Here is a 23,273-nt window from a genome sequence, read left to right as displayed (position 1 = left end):
ATAAAATAAAGAAAATGGAGGAATTACAAATGTTAGTTTCAGCTACAGAAATGTTGAAAAAGGCTAAGGCTGGTCATTATGCAGTTGGTCAGTTCAACATTAATAACCTTGAGTGGACAAAGTCAATTCTTTTAACAGCACAGGAATTAAACTCCCCTGTTATCCTTGGTGTATCTGAGGGTGCCGGAAAGTATATGACAGGATTCAAGACAGTTGCAGCTATGGTTAAGGCTATGGACGAGGAACTTGGAATCACGGTTCCGGTAGCACTGCATTTGGATCATGGAACATACGAAGGATGTTATAAGTGTATCAAGGCTGGCTTCACATCTATCATGTTTGATGGTTCTCACTATCCATTCGAAGAGAACCTTGCAAAGTCTACAGAGCTTGTAAATGTAGCACATCAGCTTGGTCTTTCTATCGAGTGTGAAGTTGGTTCGATCGGTGGAGAAGAAGACGGCGTTGTAGGTATGGGTGAGTGTGCAGATCCTGAGGAATGTAAGACAATCGCAGACCTTGGCGTAGATATGCTTGCTGCAGGTATTGGTAATATTCATGGTAAGTATCCGGCAAATTGGAAGGGACTTTCTTTCGAGACATTGGATGCAATCCAGCAGAAGACAGGTGTTATGCCATTGGTACTTCACGGTGGTACAGGCATTCCTGCTGATATGATCAAGAAGGCAATTACACTTGGTGTATCTAAGATCAATGTAAATACAGAGTGTCAGCTTTCATTCCAGGAAGCTACAAGAAAGTACATTGAAGCTGGTAAGGATCTTGAAGGTAAGGGATTTGATCCACGTAAGCTCCTTGCACCGGGTGCAGAGGCTATCAAGGCAACAGTAAAAGAGAAGATGGAACTTTTCGGATCTGTTGGAAAGGCTTAATTAGTAACTTCATTAAAAAACTAGATGCAGGTCGTCCTACATTTGTAGGGCGACTTTTTTACTGCTTTTTCGCCGGTTTTCTTTCTTATTTCTCTTGTTTCCTTTGTTTGCTTGTATTATAATTATTATAATTATGTGACAGTATGCCCTTTTATGTAAACTACTGTCAAACGAGAATGAAAAGAAGTCACAAAAGGAACACACGCATGGCACTTAAACACGTAATGATCAATGATATAATTGCAGAGCACAGCGCCCGGATGCAGAATCTGAAAAAATACTATCCTTTTTTTGTGTTGAACGAAACGACCTTTACGCAGTACAAGGAAGGAAAATATGCGTTTCTGGATATGGGATATATTACGATGGCAACCTTGCGTTTTTTTATCAATGAGAATAATTTCCATGAGAAAGATGTTACATATGAAGAGTATGAGACATTTTTGCGGGAACTTTTGATACGGGATTTCAAATTAGAAGAGGAGGCAGCAGAATTACGCGAGCTGATATCCTATATATTTGATAAGATTAAAAATGATGGACGTGCGTTTGAGTTCCGTTTTTATGATCCGGAAGCGCGAGAGAATAAGGTGGCGCGTGTGAAGCTGATTGACAGTCATATCACACAGGGAACAGTTTTTTATACAATCACACCGGAAGGAATCGAGTTTTATCTGGATACTAAGGAAATCAAAGACGAGAGCAAAATAAACGTATCACAGTTGTTGCTGGAGAAGATGATCAATGCGAACAACTTTAAGGGTGGGATTGATGTTGTGCGCCGGATCAACAGTCAGGTGATATCTCTGATCGAACAGAAGGAGCAGGTCGTAAAACTGTTGGGTGTTGATGTGTTTGAAGGTGCGAAGGCGTACGAGCATTTTATGGATACAACTGCAAAATGGTTTTCGGAAGAACAAAAATTATTTGTGAAGAATAAGGCTCTGGTGGACAAAGCAATTGAAAAGGCAGAGTTTGAACGGGATACCGATGGAGGTGCACCGTCATTACATTCGAAAGCACTCGCGGAGATCAGCCAGTTGGAGACGGAACTGAAAAAGACGATTTACAATCATAGCCGGTTAATCGGTGAAACAACGGAATTATCGCAGTTGTCGGATCAGATTATTCACCGTGCCAAATTACGGAAGCTAAGACCTGTATTTGATTTTAAACAGGCATTAAATACGATTATGAAGCAGGATAAGCCGGATATGCTTGCACATGTACTCGAGCCGCTTTTTGCACCGCACACAGATAAATATTTCACAATGCGTAACATTGATAATATTCTGACATTGCGGAGCGATGATAAGCAGGAGACAGAAAAGATTGAAAAACGGGAGCTGACTCCGGATTTCAAATATGAAGATGAAATTTTGGAACAGAAGATCGGACAGAATTTTGCACGGCTTTTTTATGAGTTATGTGATCAGTTGAAAAAATGGAATTGTGTGACGTTAAAGGAATATAACGGAATTTTGGAGATCAAATTTGGGGAGGAAATCTATACGAACCGTGATTATTATGCATTTCTGGTCCATCTGTCCGGAAAGAAAGTCTATGATGTGGCATCTATGCTGGAAAAACAGGAAACGATGCTGGAAGAGATGGTTGTTGAACACCTGACAGAAGAGGAAAAAACAAAGATCCGGGATGTTCGATTTGCAATCACATTTGGAACAGAACAGGTAGAGTTAAAACCACAAATAAAGGAAGCAGAGGCAGTTGATACATTTGTGGTAACGGATATGAATTTTGAAAGGGAGGCAGCAGAGTAATGGAACAGAGAAATCTGGAAAAAGCATTGGACGTGTATGCCGCGTTGATTACCGGGCAGGAAATCTCACGGAACAATCCGGATACACGGGACATGTATGAAGAGTTTTATGCAAATGCTGCTGTGTATGATATCGTGACACAGATGATGAAGAAGTTAAATCTGAACCTCTATGAGTATCAGGATGCAATTTATTTGACGGCAGGAGAAGGAAACCGGATATTCGGGTATACAAACGATGATATGAAACGGGCGCTTGGACTGCGTCTGAATCGGGAATTGTATATGGTTTATTTTATCATGTATAATTTTCTGCTGCTTTTTTATCAGGATTCGGCATCATATCAGGTGAAGGAATATGTGCGACTGGAAGATATTCTGGAGCAGGTAACAACGTATCTTGCTTCTATCACCAAAGATTTATCCGTATATTCGATGAGTGATGTGGAAGCGGACAGTTTTAAATCACTGGCACTTTTGTGGGATGAGCTTCCGCTTGTGACATCAGATGAGAAGGATAAAAACCGTGCCAGCCGGGCATCACGGACGGGATATGTCAAGCTGACATTTAATTTTCTGCAGGAACAGAAATTGTTTATTACAGTGGAAGATCGGTATTATCCGACTGATCGGTTTCATGCAATCGTAGAGAATTATTTCGAAGAGTACAAAGGGAAAATCTATAAAGTACTGGGAGGAGAAGCCAATGCCTAGTATCAACCGTATCCGGGTGAATAATGTAAAATATAATTTTGGAACACAGTATTATGATGATTTCACGATGCGTATGTATGGAAAAAACACATTGTATGATCTTGCAAACGGTGGCGGAAAAAGTGTGTTGATGCTTCTGCTGATGCAGAATATGATTCCAAACTGTACATTGGATGAGAAACAGCCAGTCGAAAAACTGTTTCGTACAGGAAATGGTAACACAACGATTCATTCGCTTGTGGAATGGAAATTGGATGAGCAGGATCGAGCGGAAGGTTACCGTTATATGACAACGGGATTTTGCGCACGCAAAGCAAAGGAAGTGGAAGGTGAGGCTGCAAAGAAAGATGTTGCGGCAATTGAGTATTTTAATTATTGTATTTTCTACCGGGAATACAATAAGAACGATATTATCAACCTTCCGTTATCCAGAGATAAAGAGCGTATTACCTTTCAGGGACTCCGGAATTATCTGAAGGAGCTGGAACATCGGGATATGTCTTTGAAAATTCGGATTTTTGACCGGAAGGGTGAATATCAGAGATTTATCAGTCATTATGGTCTGCATGAGAGCCAGTGGGAGATTATCCGGGGCATTAACAAGACAGAGGGACATGTCCGTACCTATTTTGAGACAAATTATAAGACGACACGTAAGGTCGTAGAAGATCTGCTGATTGAGGGCATTATCGAGAAAGCGTATGCGGTTAAGACGATGCGGGATGGAGAAGATTCTGATACGATGGCGAAAATGCTCATGGATATCAAAGAGCAATTGACGGTACTTGCAAGAAAGAAAAAGGATATTGCAAGCTATGATCATCAGGCGGAGCTGATGGAGGTATTGCGCGATAAAGTAGCGTCTTTTATGGGACTGTATCAGGAACAGACATCTATGGAGCAGCTTCTCGCGGATATCTGTGTGACTGGGGAAGAATTTGTAAGAAATGATGCGGATGCGCTGGAGAAACTGGATCAAAAACGAACCGAAAAACGGGCAGCAAAGGATGCGCAGAGAAAACGGATGGAATGCCTGAAGGTATCTAGGGATAAGCGGCATCTGGAACAGCTGCTTGGACAGATAAAACAGGCAGAAAAGCAGATGGATCTGCAGAAGAAACGTCTGGATGAAGAACATGCGGATCTTGCAAAAAAAGAGAGCATGAATGAATATCTGGAGTATGTAGAGGAGCGTAGAAAAAAGGACGAACTGGATGCGTGGGTGAAGGCGCAGATGAATGCTTCTTCTTTTGATGAGACGCTGTTATATACATATGCCTATAATATAAAGATGCGCATGGATGTGCAGATGACGAATTTGCGCAATCAGATTGAACAATTGACGGATGAGAGAAATCGAAATCTGGCGAAGAAACAGTACAATGAGAAAATGCTTGCACAGATGCAGGTAGAAACGGCAGTCTGGGAGCATAGTAAGCAGGAAGCGGATGAGGAAATCAAACAGTTGTCGGAACAGCTTTCTGAGATTCGGATGCAGATGAATGAAATCCGTTTTACGGACGCGAAGGAGCAATTGCAGGAATCGAAACAGCTGTTGCAGGAACTGCAGGAAAAACAGTCGAAGGAAGAGGCTGTTGTTGCAGAGTGTCTGGCAGAAGAGGAAACACAGAAGGAACAGTTGATACAGCTTCGATCCAGACAGACAGAAAATGAAAAGATTCTGGGAGAACTGATCACGAAGGAACAGGCATATCAGGAGGCCGAAGAAAAGCTTCACAAGATCCAGACAATCTATGGAGCTGTTGAGATGGAAGCATTGATGGATGTGCTTACAGATCGTATCCGGGATGCGGTATTAAAAATAGAAGACTTGAAAAAACAGGGCGTGGACTGCTCCAAAAACGCGGATCGTCTCGCAGAGGGACGATTGATTGGTGTATCCGATGCAGCAAAAAAGGTGCTGGATTATATAGAGACACGGCATGGAATTGCGGCAATGTACGGTATGGATTACGTATCTGCGCTTCCGGCAGAAAAACAGGCAGCGGTTCTCTCGGCAAACCCACAGCTAGTTTATGGAATTGTGACTGAAGATTATGATACGCTGGAAGAAGATCCGAATATCCGCATGATTGATACCGGATCAGTACCGGTGTATATCTATGACCGGGATCATATGGAAGATATGGCAATGCATTTGGGTGATAATGTATTTGCAGTATCGGCAACACCGGAATATCTGCTGGATGCAGAGACAATTAGTGAGCTTGTAGCAAAAGAACGGCAGCGGGAGAAAGAGATAGGGGATCAGCTTGCGATGCAGGAGGAGATGCTTTCCGCGTACCGTGATGACCAGGCATTCCTGATTCGGTTGTCCGACCGGGATCTGTTACAGGCAGGGAAAAGACTTGCAGATGCAAGAAAACAGGCAGCGGAAACAGAACAGCAACTGACGGTCTGTATGGATGCACTCGAACTGATTCACAAGAAGATTGCAGAGTCAAAAGAAAAACAGGCTGGTTATAAGGAAGAATATGAATCCTGTCTGGAGGATGTCAATCGTTTATATACGGTTGAACAACTGACTGCGGTAATTGCAAAACAAGAGCAGCGGCAGGCACAGGCACAGAAAGAATTAGAACGCATGGAAGAACAGAAAAATATGTTTCTGGAACAAGGCGGGGACAGCCGGCTTTATACAGAAGAGGCAGAAGCAAAGATTCGTTCTATGCAGGATAAACTGGAATTGCTCAATCGGGAGTGGAAAGAAAACTATGATGCATATTATGATATGGAACAGGAATATGATGTTCTGACCATATCAGATGAAGATCTGCGTGCGCGATTCCGCACAATGGTGGATGAGAACCGTGGAGACATACATGCGATGGAAGATAAGCAGCTTGTAATTGCGACCCTGCTTGCTTCAATGGAGAAATCAAAGAAAAATATTGCAAGCCGTGGTGTTGATTTTGCAGAACTGGCAGATTTGGAGAGCCGGAATCTGCTATATCGGTCGGATGATCAGGTAATGACGGCTTGCCGTGATAATATTGCACAGACCCGAGAACAGTTAAAGACGCAGGAGCGTCAGCTTGCAGAAATCAGATCCAAAGCAGATAAGCTCGATGGAAGTATTCAGTATGCAATCGAGAACATACAAAATGGATATGGTTCTTACGAGGAAGTGGAGGAAAGCGAATCTGAGATTATCGCGAGTCTGGAAAGCGGACAGACATTGCTTAGCCGCCTGGAAGCGGAGGCAAAAGCGTGTGATGAGGAATATCGTGTATATGAGAAAAATCAGCGATATATGATGGATTTGTACAAAGACGTTAAGCGGATTGTAACAACACACGAAATCAATCTGGAACATGCACAGCCAATGAGAGAAGAAAAAGAAAAACTGCGGGAAATGTTTGAATCGCAGCTTATGAATTTTGACCGGACATGCAAACAACTTGATCGTGCAAAGAATGAATTGCTTAAGTTCAAAGGAAATACCGCACAGGCGTTTGATGAGATGCATGCCTATGAATTGGCAGGGACTATCCGGGATGACGTACGGATCCCAGAGGATTATGCAGAGGCAAAGACTTTGGTTGACAATCTGGAGTCTATGGTTGGCTATGTGCATCTGGAGAGGGATCGAGTGGAGAAGAGCCTGACTGACATGGAGAGTCTGAAGGCAAACTTCGAGGAACAGTGCTTGCAGCGTTGTCTGGATGTCCGGACGGAGTTGGATAAATTGCCAAAGCTTTCCAGAATTATTATGGATGATGAGGCGATCCAGATGGTGGGCCTGCAGGTTCCATATGTGAAAGATGAATTCTTAAAGCAGAGAATGTCAGATTATATTGACCGCATTGTGGCGCAGGCAGATGATTATGAGCAGGATCGGGATCGCATGAAATTCATTCGAGGCAGTCTGACACTGAAGAAATTGTTTAGCGTGATTGTGACGGATATGAATGCGATTAGATTGAGTCTGTATAAGCGTGAACGGATACGGGAACAGAGCCGGTATTTAAAGTATGAGGAAGCGGTTGGCAGTACCGGACAGTCACAGGGTATTTATATACAGTTTTTGATATCAATCATTAATTATATTTCCGGCATGTACCGGACTGGAAATGAGGATACGGGAACAAAGACAATCTTTATTGATAATCCGTTTGGTGCGGCGAAGGATGTGTATATCTGGGAGCCGATCTTCGCATTGCTTGCAGCAAATCATGTGCAGTTGATTGTGCCGGCACGTGGCGCGACACCGGCGATTACCGGACGGTTTGATGTCAATTATATTTTAGGACAACAGATGGCAGGTGGAAAGCAGTTGACCGTGGTTGTCGATTATACGAGCAAAGTCGAGCAGGAGGAGCTTGTTTATCAGGATCTGGAATATGAGCAGGTCAGCTTCGACTTTATCTAGGGAAAGACAGAGGATAAGTTATGCACTACAAGGAAGTAAAGGCAATTTTATCTCCGCAAAATGGTTTGAATGTATATCGGGGATGCAGTTACTCCTGTGTGTTTTGCGATGCACGGAGTACCTGTCACAGGATGGACCATGAGTTTGATGATATTGAGGTGAAAGCGCATGCAGTGGATATGCTGGAGTATGCGTTAAAGAAAAAACGGACGAAAAGTATGATACAGATAGGTGCTTCATCGGAACCGTATATACCTCTCGAAGAAGAATTACAGTTGGTGCGGCGATGCCTGAATCAGATTGAACGATTTGATTTTGGATTGGTATTATATACACATTCGACGCTGGCGCTTCGGGATATAGATATCTTGGATAAGATCAATCGTAAAACAAAATGTATTGTGATTGTCCGTCTAAGTACTTCTGATGATGCGTTGGCGAAACAAATGGAGGCAGACACATCGCTTCCATCAGAACGTCTCATGCTGATGAAGAAGCTTACAGCGCGTGGCATAACGGTTATTGTAAGACTGGCACCAATCCTTCCGTTCATCAATGACAGCCTGGAGAATATACAGGAACTGCTTTCTTATTGTGAGCAGGCAAATGTATATGGTATATTGACAGATAAGATGTGTCCGGTATTGCGGGAGGGCAACCGGGAACGGTTTTATCAGCAGTTATACAAGAAGTTTCCGGATATTTATGACCGTTATGAAGAGGTGTATGGAGACGAGAAGACATTGAAGACGGAAAATTACGATGCAATCATGACATATATCCGTGAGACGTGTGAGGCACATGGTATCCAATATGATAAGGAAGAACTTCTTCGATTCACAAGAGAGTATAAGAATAAGACGATTGGTACCCAGCTTAGTTTATTTGATATGATATAGGTGTTTCAAAATAGGATTTTCTTACATGGAGGAGATGGAGAAGATGAGTAAGAGCAAAAAGGAAAGACAACAGGAAAAAAGGGAACAGCGACAGGCACAGGTGCAGACAAAGAAATCTGTGGAAGAGAATAAAAAGACAGAAGAGGCCCCAGTGATTAAAAATTCACAGCCGGATCCTTCGGCAGATGTAAAGATGAATTTTTATTCCGGTATGTCGATGATTACGACAATCATGGCAGCTGCTTCTGCGGTGGTGGCAATGCTTGTAGCGTCAAGAGGATTTTATTATATTTTGCAGACGCTGTATGATGAAACAAAGACGGATATCGTTCTTTTGAGTGATAATCTGGTTGCAGCAGATTTCAGTCCGTCAATCCGTATTTTCCTGTATGTGATGGGACTGTTGATGGCGGTACAGGTTGTATTGTCTTTGGTTGGCACTGTAACGGCGATCAATCCGAAGAAGAAGCCACTCTTCCCGATATCGGCAGCGATGACTGTATTGGCAGTTGCCACATTGGTGTTGTATCTGGTCGGACATGCAAAAACAGGGGATATCTCGAATATGTTTTCCAGAGTGGAAGTGCATAAGCAGGTGGGGCTTTATACAATCTATCTGTATGTGTTGATCGCAAATCTTGTTTGTGCAGTAGTGAATCTGTTCGGACAGATGTATGGTTTAAAGTTGTATAAAAAGACAGGCAGTACCTGTTAATAAAATAGATAAAGTGTAGGAGGGTATGAAAATGGCATTTAAGGATTTTGTAAAAACAGTAAAGAGTGAAGCTGGTGATGCAGTGGAGGTTACAAAACTGAAGGCGAAGATCAGCAAGGAAAAGGCAACGATTAAAGAGACATACGAGGCAATCGGCGAGATCTTTTATAATAAGGTCAAAGAAGGTGCTCAGATGGATCCGGAGTTTTTACCGCTCGTAGAGAAGATTGACGCGGCGAAAGCGGCAATCAAAAACTGCAATGATGAGATAGATCATGTGAAGATGAACTAAATAGACAGGTGCCTGAAAAATAAAAGTTATAAGAAAGCAGAGGAAAATGAAGAATGGACTATAATCAGATGAGCTTGAAGATGCATGAGGAAAATCATGGTAAATTGGAAGTTGTCTCCAAGGTTGCAATCAATGACCGCGATGACTTAAGTACTGCTTATACACCGGGTGTTGCGGAGCCATGCCGCAAGATTCATGCGAATCCGGCAGATGTATACAAATATACCTGCAAGGCAAACACAGTCGCTGTTGTATCCGATGGTACGGCTGTGCTTGGACTTGGCGATATTGGACCCGAGGCGGCAATTCCGGTTATGGAAGGAAAATCTGTTTTGTTCAAGCGATTTGCAGGTGTGGATGCATTTCCGATTTGTCTGGATACGAAGGATGTTGATGAGATTGTGGAAACAGTGAAGCGGATTGCACCTGTATTTGGCGGTATCAATCTGGAAGACATCTCTGCTCCGCGTTGCTTTGAAATTGAGAGACGTTTGAAGGAAGAGTTGGATATTCCGGTATTTCATGATGATCAGCATGGTACAGCAATCGTTGTATCAGCAGGTCTGATTAATGCGTTGAAGCTGGTTGGAAAGCCATTTGATCAGGCAAATGTTGTAATCAATGGGGCGGGATCTGCCGGTATCTCCATCTGCAGGCTGTTGCTTGCGCTCGGTATCGGTAATGTGGTACTGGTCGATAAAAACGGAGCACTCTGTCCGGGTGAAAATTGGATGAATCCGGCACAGGCAGCAATGGCAGAGGTGACAAACAAGGACAAGCAGACAGGGGCACTTGCTGAGATCATGAAGGGGAAGGATGTATTTATCGGTGTATCCGCACCGAACATTGTAACTTCGGAGATGGTTGCATCTATGGCAAAAGATCCAATTGTATTTGCAATGGCAAATCCAACACCTGAAATTATGCCGGAGGAAGCAAAGAAGGGCGGCGTGCGTGTGATGGCAACAGGACGTTCCGATTATCCAAACCAGATTAACAACGTGCTTGTATTCCCTGGAATCTTCCGTGGAGCACTGGATGCGAAGGCAAAGGCTATCACTGAGGAGATGAAGATTGCAGCAGCCAAGGCGATTGCTTCAATTGTAACAGATGAGGAATTAAATGCGGAGTATATCATTCCGGGGGCTTTTGATGATAGGGTTGCAAAGGTGGTTGCAAAGGCAGTATCGGATGAAGCAAAGAAGCTTGGAATTGTGAAGTAATAATTCAGAAAATCAAAAAAGAAGAAAATTCCAGGTATTGTAGTTGTAAAGATGTGGGAGGTGTGCAGATGGATGGGATGAGTCAGAAGCTGGAACAAGTGCAGGCGGAAGTAAATAAAGTGATCAAAGGCAAGGAGGATGTTGTTAAGAAGGTTCTCGCGGCTGTGATTGCAGGCGGACATATTCTGATGGAGGATATCCCGGGTGTAGGTAAGACAACGCTTGCCACAACATTTGCAAAGAGTATGTCAATGCACTATAAGCGTGTGCAGTTTACCCCCGATGTATTACCAAGTGATATTTTAGGATTTTCTATGTATAACTCTGCTACCAGGGAATTTGAATATCGCGAAGGTGCAGTCTTTACAAATCTGTTCTTAGCGGATGAGATTAATCGAACCTCTCCGAAGACACAATCCGCATTGCTTGAGGTTATGGAAGAAAAAACGGCTACGGTTGATGGTGTGACCCGACCGTTGCCGGATCCATTTGTTGTAATCGCAACAGAGAATCCATATGGCTCTTCCGGTACGCAGATGCTGCCGGAATCCCAGCTTGACCGTTTTATGGTCTGTCTGTCCATGGGGTATCCGAGCCATGCGGATGCAGTGGCAATCCTGAAGGGAAATGCAGGTAGTCCTCTTTCGAAGGTGCAGGAAGTAATCTCGATGGAAGAGGTACTTGCGCTTCGTGCGATGACAAATAATCTTTATGTAAAAGATGATATCTATGAGTATATTGTAAATCTTGTGGAGGCAACCCGGACGATGGAAATCTTCACAATGGGAGCCAGCCCGCGAGGTACGATTGCGCTGTTGCGCATGGCAAAGGCGATGGCAGTGATCAATGGCAGGGATTATGTATGTGCGAAGGATGTGCAGGATGTGGCATGCGATGTGTTAGGTCATCGTGTGAAGCTTTCAGCACGTGGAAAAGCACAGGGAATCACAATGCAGCAGGCAATCGGCATGGTGATCGCAAATGTTGCAGCACCGAGGGTATAAGGATTGACAGAATATATTGTTCGGATAATTGGATATGGGATATTGCTCTTTGTAAATGCGATGATTTACTATTTTCTGCACAGCCAGTTTTATTTTCTGGTGCTCGTGCTGATGGTAGCAGGACCGGTTCTTTCCGCATTGTCTGTGTGGGTGTTGCGGCGCTATTTACAGGTAGAGATTCATCATGCGCAGGATTCCTATGGGGTACAGGGGGAGACTGCGTATTTTACGATACAGGTCAAAAACCCCACATGTTTTGTCTCACTTGATACGAAGCTGATCGTGAATGTGGAGAATGCGCTGATGGAGACAATCGGGCAGCAGGTATTCTCAGTACCGATACATGCGGGAAAAGGATATACACTTACGCTTCCGGTTGTGGCGAAGTATCCAGGACTGTTAAAGATCAGCGTGTCACGTGTGTATATCAAAGATCTGATGGGATTTTTCCGATTGAAGAAAAACGTGGAGCAGACCGCAGAGCTTAGTATCCTGCCTCGGGCAGTGACGGATATCGCATATGAAAAGACAGCGCTCGAACAGGGCATGTTGGAGAGCGAGGAAAGCTCGAAGCGGGGGAATGATTTCTCTGATGTGCAGGAAGTCCGGGAATATATTCCGGGCGATAAGCTGATGAGCATTCACTGGAAGCTGTCGGCAAAACGGGATATCCTGATGGTAAAGGATCGCGTGAGCATGTCAGATCATCAGCTTGTAATCGTACCGGAGCTTTTTATTGACCGGCCGGTTAACCTGGCAGCGGTTCTGACGATGACGTATTCGGTTATTTTTGAACTTATACAGAAGCAGACAACGGTGCGGCTTTTGTATTGGAGCGCAAACCGTTATGAGTATGAAGATGTGAGAATTGATTATAAGGAAGAATTAGATGTGGCGTTTACCCACATGTATTACGAGAAAACATATAAGAATCCGAGTGAGGCAGCGGATCATATGGCATTGGTTCACCCGGAGATGCATGCATATCTGCATATTTTTACAGATGGGCAGGGCGCACAGATGGTTGTGCGGGAAAATGAGTAGGTTTTGGAATGGCAAAAAAGAAAGGTGCAGATACAATTGAACCGATGGAACTGTGCGAGGGTGTGTACCTGCAGGAGGAATTCTTTGAAAAGAAGGAAAACCGGGTACTTACTTTGCTGTTGAAGGGTTTCATTGTTTATCTTCTTTCAATGGGAAGTATCGGTTTTTATCTGACGGCATTTAACATTTCGTTTCATGTCGTGCTTTGCCATGTTCTGATTTTACTGACATCACTTGGATGTGCCATGTTATATTATCGTCTGCTGGTGGAAAATCTCGGGTATCTGTTTTTGTTTGTTACATTCGCATTTTTAGTATTTACATTCCGTGATTATATCAATAGTGGATTTTATGCAGTTGTGAATATCACAGTGGATAATGCGGCACAGTATTTTGATGTAGATATTCAGAGACTGTACGAGGAGAAGATCGGAAACCGGTATGTGACAGTTACATTTGTTGCACTCTTTATCGGTATCGTGCTCGATATCTTATTAAATGTCTATATTTCCAGACGGATGCAGTATGTGACGGCGTTCGTGATTATTATGTCTCTGAATGTAATTCCGCTTTATCTGACGATGGAGCCGGATCTTTTATATGTGCTTATGATGCTTGCGGGTGTATCCATGGCAATTATATTTAAAGCAGGAAAGCATTACAGTCCGCAGGTGGCGGTGAAACGGAGCAGTGCACGGTTTTGTGTACAAGGGAAGAAGAAAAAAGAAGTTGCTTATGTCTATGATGTCAAAGCTATGCTGCAGGCGGGTGTACTGGCGGTTGTTTCGGCGATACTAGTTACGACGATGGCAGGCAGCTTCCGCCCGAAGGATACATTTAATGTGGGATATACCGGCAACAAATATAAGAAATTAACGATGGCAGCGATGTCAACACTGTTGGTCGATGGCTTTGAGGGGTTGTACCATAGAACCGGTACCAATGGCGGTGTCGGCGGAGGAAAGCTTGGAGATGTATCTACGGTTTATCTGGATAATCAGACAGATCTGGTTGTGAAGCTTGCACCTTATACATCGAACCGGATTTACCTGAAATCATTTACCGGAGTGCGTTATAATCCTTATGCAAATGAATGGACGCCGATGAGTGAGATTAAAGAATATGATGGCATGGATATGAATGCAGAGGCAAGGTCGCTGAAAGAGCAGTATGAGAAAAATGCGGCAGACGGTGCCAAAGCAACGATGGAAATTCAGTGTGTCGGTGTGTATCCTCAGGTCTATCAGCCATATTATACGGATGATGTGGGAACGATACGGAATGGATACACAATTACGTATTATCCAAGGGTTGGGAACAATCGTGCTTCGGTCGACTATCAGACAAAGGCATACACGGATGCGGATCTGTATGTGCCGGAGGAAAATATGGATGCAGTGTCGGAGGTGGCGACGGAACTTGGTACGATTGGAAAGACAGAGGACGTGATCGCATCACTGAAAAAATATTTTGATGATAATTATCCATATACGATCCGTCCGGGAAAAACACCAAAGAAAAAGGATTTTATTAATTATTTCCTGACGGAGAATAAAAAGGGATATTGTTCGTATTTTGCAAGTGCGGCAGTACTGATCTTCCGATATATGGGAATTCCGACGAGATATGTGGAAGGGTATGCGATCGACTATGAGCAGATTTTAAGTGGAGAACTTGTCGATGGAGCGGATTATGCAGATTATTATGATGGATATTCAGAGATTGGTGAGACCGCGTATGTACAGGTGAATGTCACCGATGCGGATGCTCATGCGTGGGTGGAAGTCTATGATCCGGTGATTGGCTGGTATCCGGTCGATGTGACACCATCTTCGGACGAGAAAGAAGATATCACGAATTTCTGGGATGAATTTGCGGATTTTATGGGCGATAGTGAAAGTGGTTCTGATACGATTACAGAGAATGGAAATGCGCTCACAATTCCGGATAATCTGATGCAAAATATCGTATATGGATTGGTGGCAATCGCGGCTTTATTTGTTGTATTCCTGTTTGGAAGACGGTTTGTGATCTGGCTGTTGTTTTACATCCGGTTTGCAAAAGCTTCCTATAATGATAAGCTGGTGCTTTACTACAGCAGGATAGTACAGCGATACGGAAAGCGGCATAAAGAGTTTGCAACATGTAAAAACTATGAAAATCAGATCCTGTATATGCTTGCACAAATGACGGCGGGAGAGAAAAAAACAGAGCTTGAGGCGCATGTGGATGAGGTGATAGAAACCTTAAATATTGCGGGATTTTCAAATCAGACTGTAGAGGAAACTACCTATAAAAAAACGCGGGAATATCTGAAGAAATTGCGAAGGGCGGTCAGGAAATAGACATGTATGTAAAAATGCATGTCTATTTTTTTCCAAAAAATTCTAAATTTCTTTAAAAGCCTATTGACTTTGTAGGAATTGAGTAGTAATATCGTTTTCAACGAATACATACTATTCCTAGTAAATAAATATGATATGTAGGAAAATATTTTAAATAAAAGGAGACAGGAATTATGAAGATTGTAAAACAGTTAACTGAATTGATTGGAAATACACCGCTTCTCGAGCTTACGAATTATGAGAAGGAGCAGGAATTAAAGGCAAAGATCGTTGTCAAGCTTGAATACTTCAATCCACTTGGAAGCGTGAAAGATCGTGTTGCAAATGCAATGATTGAGCAGGGAATCAAGGATGGCAAGATCAATCAGGATACCGTCATCATTGAGCCGACAAGCGGAAATACCGGAATCGGTCTTGCATTTGTATGTGCGGCAAAGGGACTGCATCTGATTCTGACGATGCCGGATACGATGAGTGTGGAACGTCGGAAAATCGTAGGTGCGCTTGGAGCAGAAATCGTCCTGACACCTGGACGCGATGGCATGAAGGGCGCAATCGCCAAGGCAGAGAGTCTGAAGGAGGAATATGGAAATGCATTTATTCCACAGCAGTTTGAGAATGCTGCAAATCCAGCCATCCATAAGGCAACGACAGCACAGGAAATCTGGAATGATACAGACGGACAGGTCGACATTTTCGTATCGGCTGTAGGTACAGGCGGAACGGTAACAGGAACCGGACTTGGCTTGAAAGAGAAAAATCCGGATGTCAAGGTGGTTGCGGTAGAGCCTGCAAGTTCCCCGGTTCTTTCTGGAGGAAAGCCGGGACCGCATAAGATTCAGGGTATCGGTGCAGGATTCGTACCGGATGTGCTTCGTATGGATATCTTAGATGAGATTATCCCGGTAGAAAACGATGCGGCGTTTGAGACATCCAGAGATGTGGCAAGAACGGATGGCGTGCTTGTTGGTATTTCTTCCGGAGCTGCACTTTCCGCGGCAACAGAGCTTGCAAAACGCCCGGAGAACGAGGGCAAGATGATCGTTGTATTGCTTCCGGATACAGGGGAGAGATATTTATCGACTTCTCTGTTTGTATAAAAAGGTAAACTATGAAAAAAAAGACAATTCCCGTTCTTCTCGTATTTGCGCTCCTTCTTGCCGGATGCGGAAAGAAGGAGGACGGGACAATCCAAATTACAAATGTATCGTATGATCCGACACGGGAATTCTATGAAGCGTATAATCAGATGTTCGAGGAACATTACCAGGATACATATGGCGAGACTGTAGAGGTTATCCAGTCACATGGCGGTTCCGGGGTGCAGGCACGATCCGTGGTGGAGGGCTGTAATGCGGATGTCGTAACGCTTGCACTCGAACATGATATTACACTGATTCAGAATACTGGTCTGATTGATGCGGGATGGAAGGCTGAATTTGCCGATGATTCATCCCCATATACATCGACAATCGTATTTCTTGTAAGAAAGGGAAATCCGAAGCAGATTCAGGATTGGGATGATTTGATCCGCAAGGATGTGGAGGTAATCACACCGGATCCGAAGAGCAGCGGTGGAGCCTGCTGGAATTTCTTAGCCGCTTTAAGTTATGCGAAGACTGTATATAAGGAAGAATCCGGGCAGGAGGATTTCATGCGGAAGTTATACAGCCGGGTTTCTGTGATGGATTCCGGTGCCAGAGGCGCTACAACAACCTTCGTAGAGAACAAAAAAGGCGATGTGCTTGTGGCATGGGAGAACGAGGCAATTACAATCCAGAATTCTTATGCCGGTGAATATGAGATTATCAATCCTTCCGTCAGTATACTGGCACAGCCGAGTGTGGCAATCGTTGATGATAACGCGGATGCCAACGGTACGCAGGAAGTAAGCAGGCAGTATCTTGAATATCTGTACAGTGATGAGGCACAACGGTTGATCGGAACCTATGGATATCGTCCGGCCAATGCAGAAATTCTGGAGGAATATGCAGATAAATTTGATTTGACTATCAATCTGTGGAGTATTGATGATTTTGGTGGATGGGACAACGCCTGTGAAACGTATTTCGATGATGGTGCATTGTTCGATCAGATCTATAACCATTCGTAGAGGAAAGAGTACAAAAGTGATGAACAAAGCAAAAAAGACGCGTGTGATTCCGGGATATCATCTGACATTTGGAATCGTAATTACATTATTATCCCTGATCGTACTGATCCCGCTTGCATCGGTGCTTGTCTATGCATTGAAGCTTTCGCCGGGGGAGTGGTTCCGGCTTATCATGAAGGAAAATGTAAGAAATGCATTTCTGACAAGTATCGGATGTTCCTTCCTGGCAGCTGTAATCAATACCGTGTTTGGACTGATCCTTGCGTGGACACTTGTCAAATATGAGTTTCCGGGGAAGAAGCTGTTAGATGGTTTCATTGAGCTTCCGTTTGCACTTCCGACCGCGGTTGCAGGTATCACGCTTTCGAAGCTTTTCTCGGACAGTGGATTTTACGGAAAGATATTCGCGAAGTTCGGAATCCAGATTGCTTATACGAAGACCGGACTTGTGCTTGCACTTATCTTTGTCGGAATCCCGTTTGTTGTACGGGCGGTACAGCCGGTATTGGAGAAGATGGATGGACAGTATGAGGAAGCGGCGTTCATGCTTGGCGCAAGCCGCAGGAAAACGTTTCTTGCAGTCATCCTTCCTGAGTTACGACCGGCGCTTCTTACCGGGTTCGGTCTGGCATTTGCCAGAGGCATCGGAGAGTACGGAAGTGTCATCTACATATCGGGAAACAGCGCGAAGGATAAGACGCAGGTCATCTCATATGTAATCATGCAGAAGCTTGGAATGATTGACTATGAGAGTGCCACAGCGATAGCACTTCTAATGTTAATAATATCATTTGTATTATTGTTGTTTATCAATATCGTTCAGGCGAGACAATCTGCCAGAACGAATCTGCTTTAGAGAGCGTCCGTGGGATGAAGTTCCATATTAGGATGACGCTGGCAATCTGCCACTGAACGGATGTGAGGGGCGATACATTAGGAAGGAGGAGCCAGCATGAGTGAAAATGAGAAATTAGAGCGAAGCAGACGCCGGACAAAAATTATATTAATCACGATTACGGTACTGTTTATCGTGCTGATGCTGGTCGTGCCACTACTCTCTGTGATCGTCAATTCCCTGCGGGAGGGATTCGCCTTTTACATCGAGTCAATCTCGACAGAGTATGTGCGACATTCGCTGCTTGTGACGCTGCTTGCAACAGGCATCGCAGTTGTCGTGAATACAATATTTGGAATTTGCGCCGCATGGCTGCTCACGAAGTTTTCTTTCCGTGGCAAACAGATTCTTGCAACGTTGATTGATATTCCGTTTTCAATCTCGCCGGTTATCGTAGGACTTGCCTACCTGATGACGTTCGGCAGACTCGGATGGTTCTACCCGGTGATCCGGGCGTTTAACCAGTATTTTGGAACGGATGTGCGAATCGCATTTGCGATTCCGGGCGTGGTACTCGCCACGGTGTTTGTCACATTTCCGTTTGTCTCAAGAGAGATTATCCCGGTATTAAATGTACAGGGAAAGGATGAGGAAGAAGCCGCTGCGCTGATGGGTGCAAAGGGATTTACAATATTTCGAAAGATCACATTCCCACATATGAAATGGGGACTGATTTACGGCATCATCCTCTGTACGGCGCGGGCGCTGGGAGAGTTCGGTGCGGTGAATGCACTCTCGAAGACGCGGGGCGAGACATTCACCCTGCCGCTTGAGATCGATGCCCTGTATATGTCGGGGACAAAGACCTCAATCACCGCGGCATTTGCGGTATCTTCGATTCTTGTGATTTTAGCGATCATCTTACTGATTGCAAGAAATATTATCGAGCATAGAGGAAAAGAGAAGGAGCCGAAAGGAACAAGGTAGAGACTATGTATGTGGAAATGAAAAATATCTATAAAAAGTATGGTGATTTCCTTGCATCGGACAACGTGAGTTTCGGCGTCGAGAAAGGAAAGCTGGTCGCTCTGCTTGGACCATCCGGAAGCGGAAAGACAACACTTCTCCGGATGATCGCAGGACTGGAGAATCCAAACGAAGGTGATATATTTATTGACGGCAAGCGCGTCAATGATATCCCGGCGTCAAAACGTGGAATCGGATTTGTATTTCAGAGCTATGCACTGTTCCGGTATATGACGGTGTATGAGAATGTTGCATTTGGATTGGAGCTTCAGAAGATGCCGAAGAAACAGATCAAGGAACGTGTGACCGAGCTGTTATCGCTGACCGGACTTTCCGGCATGGAGAAGCGGTATCCGAATCAGTTATCCGGTGGACAACGGCAGCGTGTGGCATTCGCCAGAGCGTTAGCTCCGAATCCGCAGGTACTGCTGTTGGACGAACCGTTTGCAGCGATTGACGCGAAGGTGCGGACCGAGATTCGGACATGGTTAAAAGAGATGGTCACAAAGCTTGGTATCACAAGTATCTTCGTCACTCACGATCAGGATGAGGCGGTCGAGGTTGCGGATGAGATTATCATCACGAACCACGGTGTGGTCGAGCAGATGGGAACACCGCTTGCAATCTACAAATCTCCGGATACCCCGTTTGTGGCACAGTTTATCGGACGGTCATCTGTGGTGGAAGATTACGACCGGCTGAAAGGATTTGAACGAATCCCACATGCAGACAAGGCGGTTATCCGGCCAGAGTTCGTGAAGATCTCGAAAAGCGGAAAGCTTGACCGGTATATCAGTGCTGCCGAGCTTGGAACGGTCAAGGAAGTGATCTTCAAAGGAAACCGCATGGATGTCGTTGTCGATATCAACGGAATTGAGTTAACCGGCGAGCGGTCGCTCGAAAAAGATCTTGTATCGGTCGGAGAGACGGTACATGTGCTGATCTACCGGTTATATGTATTTGATGAAGAAAAGACATATTTGTTAGAGAATAAAGAGATGCAGGAGCAGGATGTATTCTACATCTAGCGCAAAGGAAAACTGGAAGGGAGTCGCTTATGAATATCGAGAACACAGAGATTCTTCATACGGACGTGCTGATCATCGGAGGCGGAACCGCCGGATGCTATGCGGCACTTACCGTAAGGGAGAATTCCGATTACAAGATCATCATAGCGGAAAAGGCGAACATCAAGAGGAGCGGATGCTTAGCTGCCGGTGTCAATGCAATCAATGCCTATATCGTGAAGGGAAGAAAGCCGGAAGATTATGTGGAGTATGCGAAGAAGGACGCGGACAATATCGTGCGGGAGGATCTGCTGCTCACGATGTCCGAGGGCCTGAACCGTGTGACAGCGAAGATGGAACAGCTTGGGCTGGTCATCTTAAAGGATGAGAATGGAGAGTATGTCGCCAGAGGCAATCGGAATATCAAGATCAACGGTGAGAACATGAAACCGCTTCTCGCATCGGCAGTGGAAGCACTTCCGAAGGTGACGATTTTGAACCGAGTAAATATCACTGATTACTTAATCGAAGATAATGAGATCAAAGGTGCGATCGGATTTTCCATCGAAGAGCAGAAAGTTTATGTGATCCGGGCGAAGAAAGTGCTCTGCGCAACCGGTGGTGCGGCCGGTTTGTACCGACCGAACAATCCGGGCTTTTCGAGACATAAGATGTGGTATCCGCCATTTAATACCGGAGCGGGATTCGCAATGGGAATCCTTGGCGGTGCCGAGATGACAACGTTCGAGATGCGGTTTATCGCCCTTCGCTGTAAGGACACGATTGCACCGACCGGAACGATCGCCCAGGGCGTTGGCGCGAAACAGGTCAATGCACTCGGCGAGGTATATGAGACAAAATACGGACTGACAACTTCCGAGCGTGTGTATGGCACGGTGATGGAGAACTTACAGGGCAGAGGTCCTTGCTATCTCCGTACAGAAGGTATTTCAGAAGAACAGAACGAATCACTCAAGAAAGCATATCTGAACATGGCGCCGAGCCAGACGCTGAAATGGCTCGAATCCGGCAGGAAGCCGAGTGAGCAGAATGTTGAGATCGAAGGAACCGAGCCGTATATCGTAGGCGGACATACCGCGAGTGGCTACTGGGTAGACACGAACCGTCAGACGACGATCAATGGATTATATGCAGCCGGAGATGTGGCAGGTGGCTGTCCACAGAAATATGTGACAGGCGCGATGGTCGAGGGCGAGATCGCGGCGAAGCATATCGTGCAGATGCTCGATGCGCAGGCAGGGACATCGGATGAGGGATCCGCAGATGCGGCACTCGATGCAGAGCTACAGACGGTTGTGGATGATAAGATCACCGAATACACCCACTACCTGAACAATCCTTCCGGGATGTTTGGGACAGAGGCACTTGAGGAAGCGATGCAGAAGGTCATGGATAATTACGCGGGCGGAATCTCCACCCATTATCAGTTCAATGCGAAGCAATTAGAACTGGCAAAACAGAAGATCAAGCAGCTACAGGAGCTTTTACCCGATGTGAAGGCGGACGACATGCATGAGCTGATGTTTGTCTATGAGCTGCGGGAGCGGTTGGTTGTATGCTTATCCGTGATCGCACATCTTGAGGCAAGAAAAGAGACACGATGGCACAGCTTCGCAGAAAATCTGGATTATCCGGAGAAGAGCGATGCGTGGTTAAAATATGTAAACTCCAGATACGAGGACGGCGAGATTAAAATCATCTTCCGTGACTTAGTAGGAAGGGAGGAAGCTTATGAGCATCTTCATTGATAAAGAAAAATGTAAGAAATGTGGGAAATGTGCAGCCGTCTGTCCGGGCAGCCTGATCGGTAAGAATCCGGATGGAACCGCATGCATGCGCTACCCGAAAGACTGCTGGGGATGTTCTTCATGCATCAAGGAATGTAAGTTCGGTGCAATCGCCTTATACCTTGGCGCAGACATCGGCGGCATGGGAAGTAAGATGACCGTGAATGCAGAGGACGGCAAGCTTTATTGGAACATCGAGAAACGGGACGGCACGACCGAACAGGTTGTGATCAACCAGAAAGAATCGAACAAGTATTAGATCGAAAGGAAGGTACAAGAGGATGGGACAGTTATCACATCTGGATGAATTGGAAGCAGAAGCGATTTACATTATCAGAGAAGTGGCAGCCGAGTGTGAGAAGCCGGTTATGCTTTATTCCATCGGAAAGGACAGCTCCGTCATGCTGCATCTGGCGATGAAAGCATTTTACCCGGAGAAGCCGCCATTTACGTTCCTGCATGTCAACACGACATGGAAGTTCAAGGAGATGATCGAGTTCCGTGATTACATGGCAAAGAAGCTTGGCATTGAGATGATTGAGTATATCAACGAGGAAGGCGTAAAGCAGGGCATCAATCCATTTGACCACGGCAGTGCTTACACAGACATCATGAAGACACAGGCATTGAAGCAGGCACTCGACAAATATGGATTTACCGCGGCATTTGGTGGCGGCAGAAGAGACGAGGAGAAATCGAGAGCGAAAGAGCGTATCTTCTCTTTTAGAAATGAGCATCACGCATGGGATCCGAAGAACCAGAGACCGGAGATGTGGAAGCTTTACAATTCCAAGATCAAGAAGAAAGAGGAAGTCCGGGTATTTCCGCTTTCGAACTGGACAGAGAAGGATATCTGGCAGTATATCAAGCGTGAGAACATCGAGATCCCATCACTGTATTTTGCAAAGGTGAGGCCGGTCGTATACCGGGATGGAAATATCATCATGGTAGATGATGACCGTATGAAGCTTCTGCCGGGCGAGAAGATTGAATACAAGAGCGTGCGTTTCCGTACCCTTGGATGTTACCCGCTGACCGGTGGATGCGAGTCAACTGCAGATACATTAGATGCAATTATAGAGGAAACGCTTTCAGCAGTTTCTTCCGAGCGTACAACGCGTGTTATCGACAACGAGGCAGCCGGAAGCATGGAACGAAGAAAACGGGAGGGATATTTCTAAG

General features: G+C 44.9%; 19 protein-coding genes. All 19 read left to right on the top strand.

Translation table 11 applies throughout. The features are described from left to right. Positions 1 to 29: 29 nt before the first annotated feature. The 19 genes from fba to cysD all read left to right on the top strand — a co-directional run bounded on the left by fba (position 30) and on the right by cysD (position 23,272). Positions 30 to 893: a class II fructose-1,6-bisphosphate aldolase gene (gene fba, locus KP625_RS05660; protein ID WP_177984246.1), complete on the top strand. Its 864-nt coding sequence runs from the start codon at positions 30 to 32 to the stop codon at positions 891 to 893. A 206-nt stretch (positions 894 to 1,099) separates the two neighbouring features. Then, positions 1,100 to 2,674 carry a hypothetical protein gene (locus KP625_RS05655; protein ID WP_238299722.1) on the top strand — a complete coding sequence of 525 codons (1,575 nt, stop codon included), beginning with the start codon at positions 1,100 to 1,102 and terminating at the stop codon, positions 2,672 to 2,674. Then, entirely contained in the window at positions 2,674 to 3,387 is a 714-nt protein-coding gene (locus tag KP625_RS05650) for a DUF6063 family protein (RefSeq protein WP_238299721.1), read from the top strand. Before KP625_RS05655 ends, KP625_RS05650 begins: the two co-directional genes overlap by 1 nt. Continuing rightward, a complete protein-coding gene (locus KP625_RS05645; protein WP_238299720.1) occupies positions 3,380 to 7,780 on the top strand; it encodes a hypothetical protein in 4,401 nt (1,466 codons plus the stop codon). Before KP625_RS05650 ends, KP625_RS05645 begins: the two co-directional genes overlap by 8 nt. Before the next feature lie 20 nt (positions 7,781 to 7,800). Continuing rightward, complete coding sequence (locus KP625_RS05640; protein ID WP_238299719.1) at positions 7,801 to 8,679, top strand: SPL family radical SAM protein; 879 nt, start codon at positions 7,801 to 7,803, stop codon at positions 8,677 to 8,679. 43 nt (positions 8,680 to 8,722) lie between these two features. Continuing rightward, entirely contained in the window at positions 8,723 to 9,394 is a 672-nt protein-coding gene (locus tag KP625_RS05635) for a hypothetical protein (RefSeq protein WP_238299718.1), read from the top strand. Positions 9,395 to 9,425: 31 nt separating this feature from the next. Beyond that, positions 9,426 to 9,686: a hypothetical protein gene (locus tag KP625_RS05630; protein ID WP_238299717.1), complete on the top strand. Its 261-nt coding sequence runs from the start codon at positions 9,426 to 9,428 to the stop codon at positions 9,684 to 9,686. A 53-nt stretch (positions 9,687 to 9,739) separates the two neighbouring features. Beyond that, positions 9,740 to 10,909, top strand: a complete 1,170-nt coding sequence (locus KP625_RS05625; RefSeq protein ID WP_177970299.1) for an NAD(P)-dependent malic enzyme — start codon at positions 9,740 to 9,742, stop codon at positions 10,907 to 10,909. Positions 10,910 to 10,977: 68 nt separating this feature from the next. After that, positions 10,978 to 11,913, top strand: a complete 936-nt coding sequence (locus KP625_RS05620; RefSeq protein ID WP_238299716.1) for an AAA family ATPase — start codon at positions 10,978 to 10,980, stop codon at positions 11,911 to 11,913. 3 nt (positions 11,914 to 11,916) lie between these two features. Further along, positions 11,917 to 12,957: a DUF58 domain-containing protein gene (locus KP625_RS05615; protein ID WP_238299715.1), complete on the top strand. Its 1,041-nt coding sequence runs from the start codon at positions 11,917 to 11,919 to the stop codon at positions 12,955 to 12,957. Between the two features lie 8 nt (positions 12,958 to 12,965). Beyond that, a complete protein-coding gene (locus tag KP625_RS05610) occupies positions 12,966 to 15,302 on the top strand; it encodes a transglutaminase-like domain-containing protein (protein WP_238299714.1) in 2,337 nt (778 codons plus the stop codon). A gap of 170 nt (positions 15,303 to 15,472) precedes the next feature. Continuing rightward, positions 15,473 to 16,402 (top strand): cysteine synthase A, encoded by a 930-nt coding sequence (cysK, locus tag KP625_RS05605; RefSeq protein WP_305000021.1) that lies wholly within the window; start codon positions 15,473 to 15,475, stop codon positions 16,400 to 16,402. Between the two features lie 11 nt (positions 16,403 to 16,413). Further along, entirely contained in the window at positions 16,414 to 17,415 is a 1,002-nt protein-coding gene (locus tag KP625_RS05600) for a sulfate ABC transporter substrate-binding protein (RefSeq protein ID WP_238299712.1), read from the top strand. A gap of 19 nt (positions 17,416 to 17,434) precedes the next feature. Continuing rightward, complete coding sequence (gene cysT / locus KP625_RS05595) at positions 17,435 to 18,271, top strand: sulfate ABC transporter permease subunit CysT (RefSeq protein WP_238299711.1); 837 nt, start codon at positions 17,435 to 17,437, stop codon at positions 18,269 to 18,271. Between the two features lie 96 nt (positions 18,272 to 18,367). Then, the gene (locus KP625_RS05590; protein ID WP_238299710.1) at positions 18,368 to 19,237 is read left to right on the top strand and encodes a sulfate ABC transporter permease; all 870 of its coding nucleotides are present in this window, start codon (positions 18,368 to 18,370) and stop codon (positions 19,235 to 19,237) included. 5 nt (positions 19,238 to 19,242) lie between these two features. Beyond that, entirely contained in the window at positions 19,243 to 20,304 is a 1,062-nt protein-coding gene (locus KP625_RS05585; RefSeq protein ID WP_238299709.1) for an ABC transporter ATP-binding protein, read from the top strand. 29 nt (positions 20,305 to 20,333) lie between these two features. Continuing rightward, the gene (locus tag KP625_RS05580; protein ID WP_238299708.1) at positions 20,334 to 22,052 is read left to right on the top strand and encodes an adenylyl-sulfate reductase subunit alpha; all 1,719 of its coding nucleotides are present in this window, start codon (positions 20,334 to 20,336) and stop codon (positions 22,050 to 22,052) included. After that, positions 22,036 to 22,350 (top strand): 4Fe-4S dicluster domain-containing protein, encoded by a 315-nt coding sequence (locus KP625_RS05575; RefSeq protein ID WP_021984382.1) that lies wholly within the window; start codon positions 22,036 to 22,038, stop codon positions 22,348 to 22,350. Before KP625_RS05580 ends, KP625_RS05575 begins: the two co-directional genes overlap by 17 nt. 22 nt (positions 22,351 to 22,372) lie before the next feature. Beyond that, positions 22,373 to 23,272, top strand: a complete 900-nt coding sequence (gene cysD / locus KP625_RS05570; protein ID WP_238299707.1) for a sulfate adenylyltransferase subunit CysD — start codon at positions 22,373 to 22,375, stop codon at positions 23,270 to 23,272. Position 23,273: the final 1 nt, after the last annotated feature.

Origin of the sequence: Eubacterium sp. MSJ-33 (assembly GCF_022174665.1) — a bacterium.
Lineage (GTDB): Bacteria > Bacillota > Clostridia > Lachnospirales > Lachnospiraceae > Coprococcus_C.
Note: the sequence above shows the minus strand (reverse complement) of the source record. Positions and strands in the feature narration are given on the sequence as shown.

Coding starts and splice junctions, on each gene's coding strand:
- KP625_RS05625 (WP_177970299.1), top strand. CDS start 9,740: ATGGACTATAATCAGATGAGCTTGAAGATGCATGAGGAAAATCATGGT.
- KP625_RS05640 (WP_238299719.1), top strand. CDS start 7,801: ATGCACTACAAGGAAGTAAAGGCAATTTTATCTCCGCAAAATGGTTTG.
- KP625_RS05630 (WP_238299717.1), top strand. CDS start 9,426: ATGGCATTTAAGGATTTTGTAAAAACAGTAAAGAGTGAAGCTGGTGAT.
- KP625_RS05590 (WP_238299710.1), top strand. CDS start 18,368: ATGAGTGAAAATGAGAAATTAGAGCGAAGCAGACGCCGGACAAAAATT.
- KP625_RS05575 (WP_021984382.1), top strand. CDS start 22,036: ATGAGCATCTTCATTGATAAAGAAAAATGTAAGAAATGTGGGAAATGT.
- KP625_RS05585 (WP_238299709.1), top strand. CDS start 19,243: ATGTATGTGGAAATGAAAAATATCTATAAAAAGTATGGTGATTTCCTT.
- cysD (WP_238299707.1), top strand. CDS start 22,373: ATGGGACAGTTATCACATCTGGATGAATTGGAAGCAGAAGCGATTTAC.
- KP625_RS05600 (WP_238299712.1), top strand. CDS start 16,414: ATGAAAAAAAAGACAATTCCCGTTCTTCTCGTATTTGCGCTCCTTCTT.
- KP625_RS05610 (WP_238299714.1), top strand. CDS start 12,966: ATGGCAAAAAAGAAAGGTGCAGATACAATTGAACCGATGGAACTGTGC.
- KP625_RS05655 (WP_238299722.1), top strand. CDS start 1,100: ATGGCACTTAAACACGTAATGATCAATGATATAATTGCAGAGCACAGC.
- cysT (WP_238299711.1), top strand. CDS start 17,435: ATGAACAAAGCAAAAAAGACGCGTGTGATTCCGGGATATCATCTGACA.
- KP625_RS05620 (WP_238299716.1), top strand. CDS start 10,978: ATGGATGGGATGAGTCAGAAGCTGGAACAAGTGCAGGCGGAAGTAAAT.
- KP625_RS05650 (WP_238299721.1), top strand. CDS start 2,674: ATGGAACAGAGAAATCTGGAAAAAGCATTGGACGTGTATGCCGCGTTG.
- KP625_RS05580 (WP_238299708.1), top strand. CDS start 20,334: ATGAATATCGAGAACACAGAGATTCTTCATACGGACGTGCTGATCATC.
- KP625_RS05645 (WP_238299720.1), top strand. CDS start 3,380: ATGCCTAGTATCAACCGTATCCGGGTGAATAATGTAAAATATAATTTT.
- fba (WP_177984246.1), top strand. CDS start 30: ATGTTAGTTTCAGCTACAGAAATGTTGAAAAAGGCTAAGGCTGGTCAT.
- KP625_RS05635 (WP_238299718.1), top strand. CDS start 8,723: ATGAGTAAGAGCAAAAAGGAAAGACAACAGGAAAAAAGGGAACAGCGA.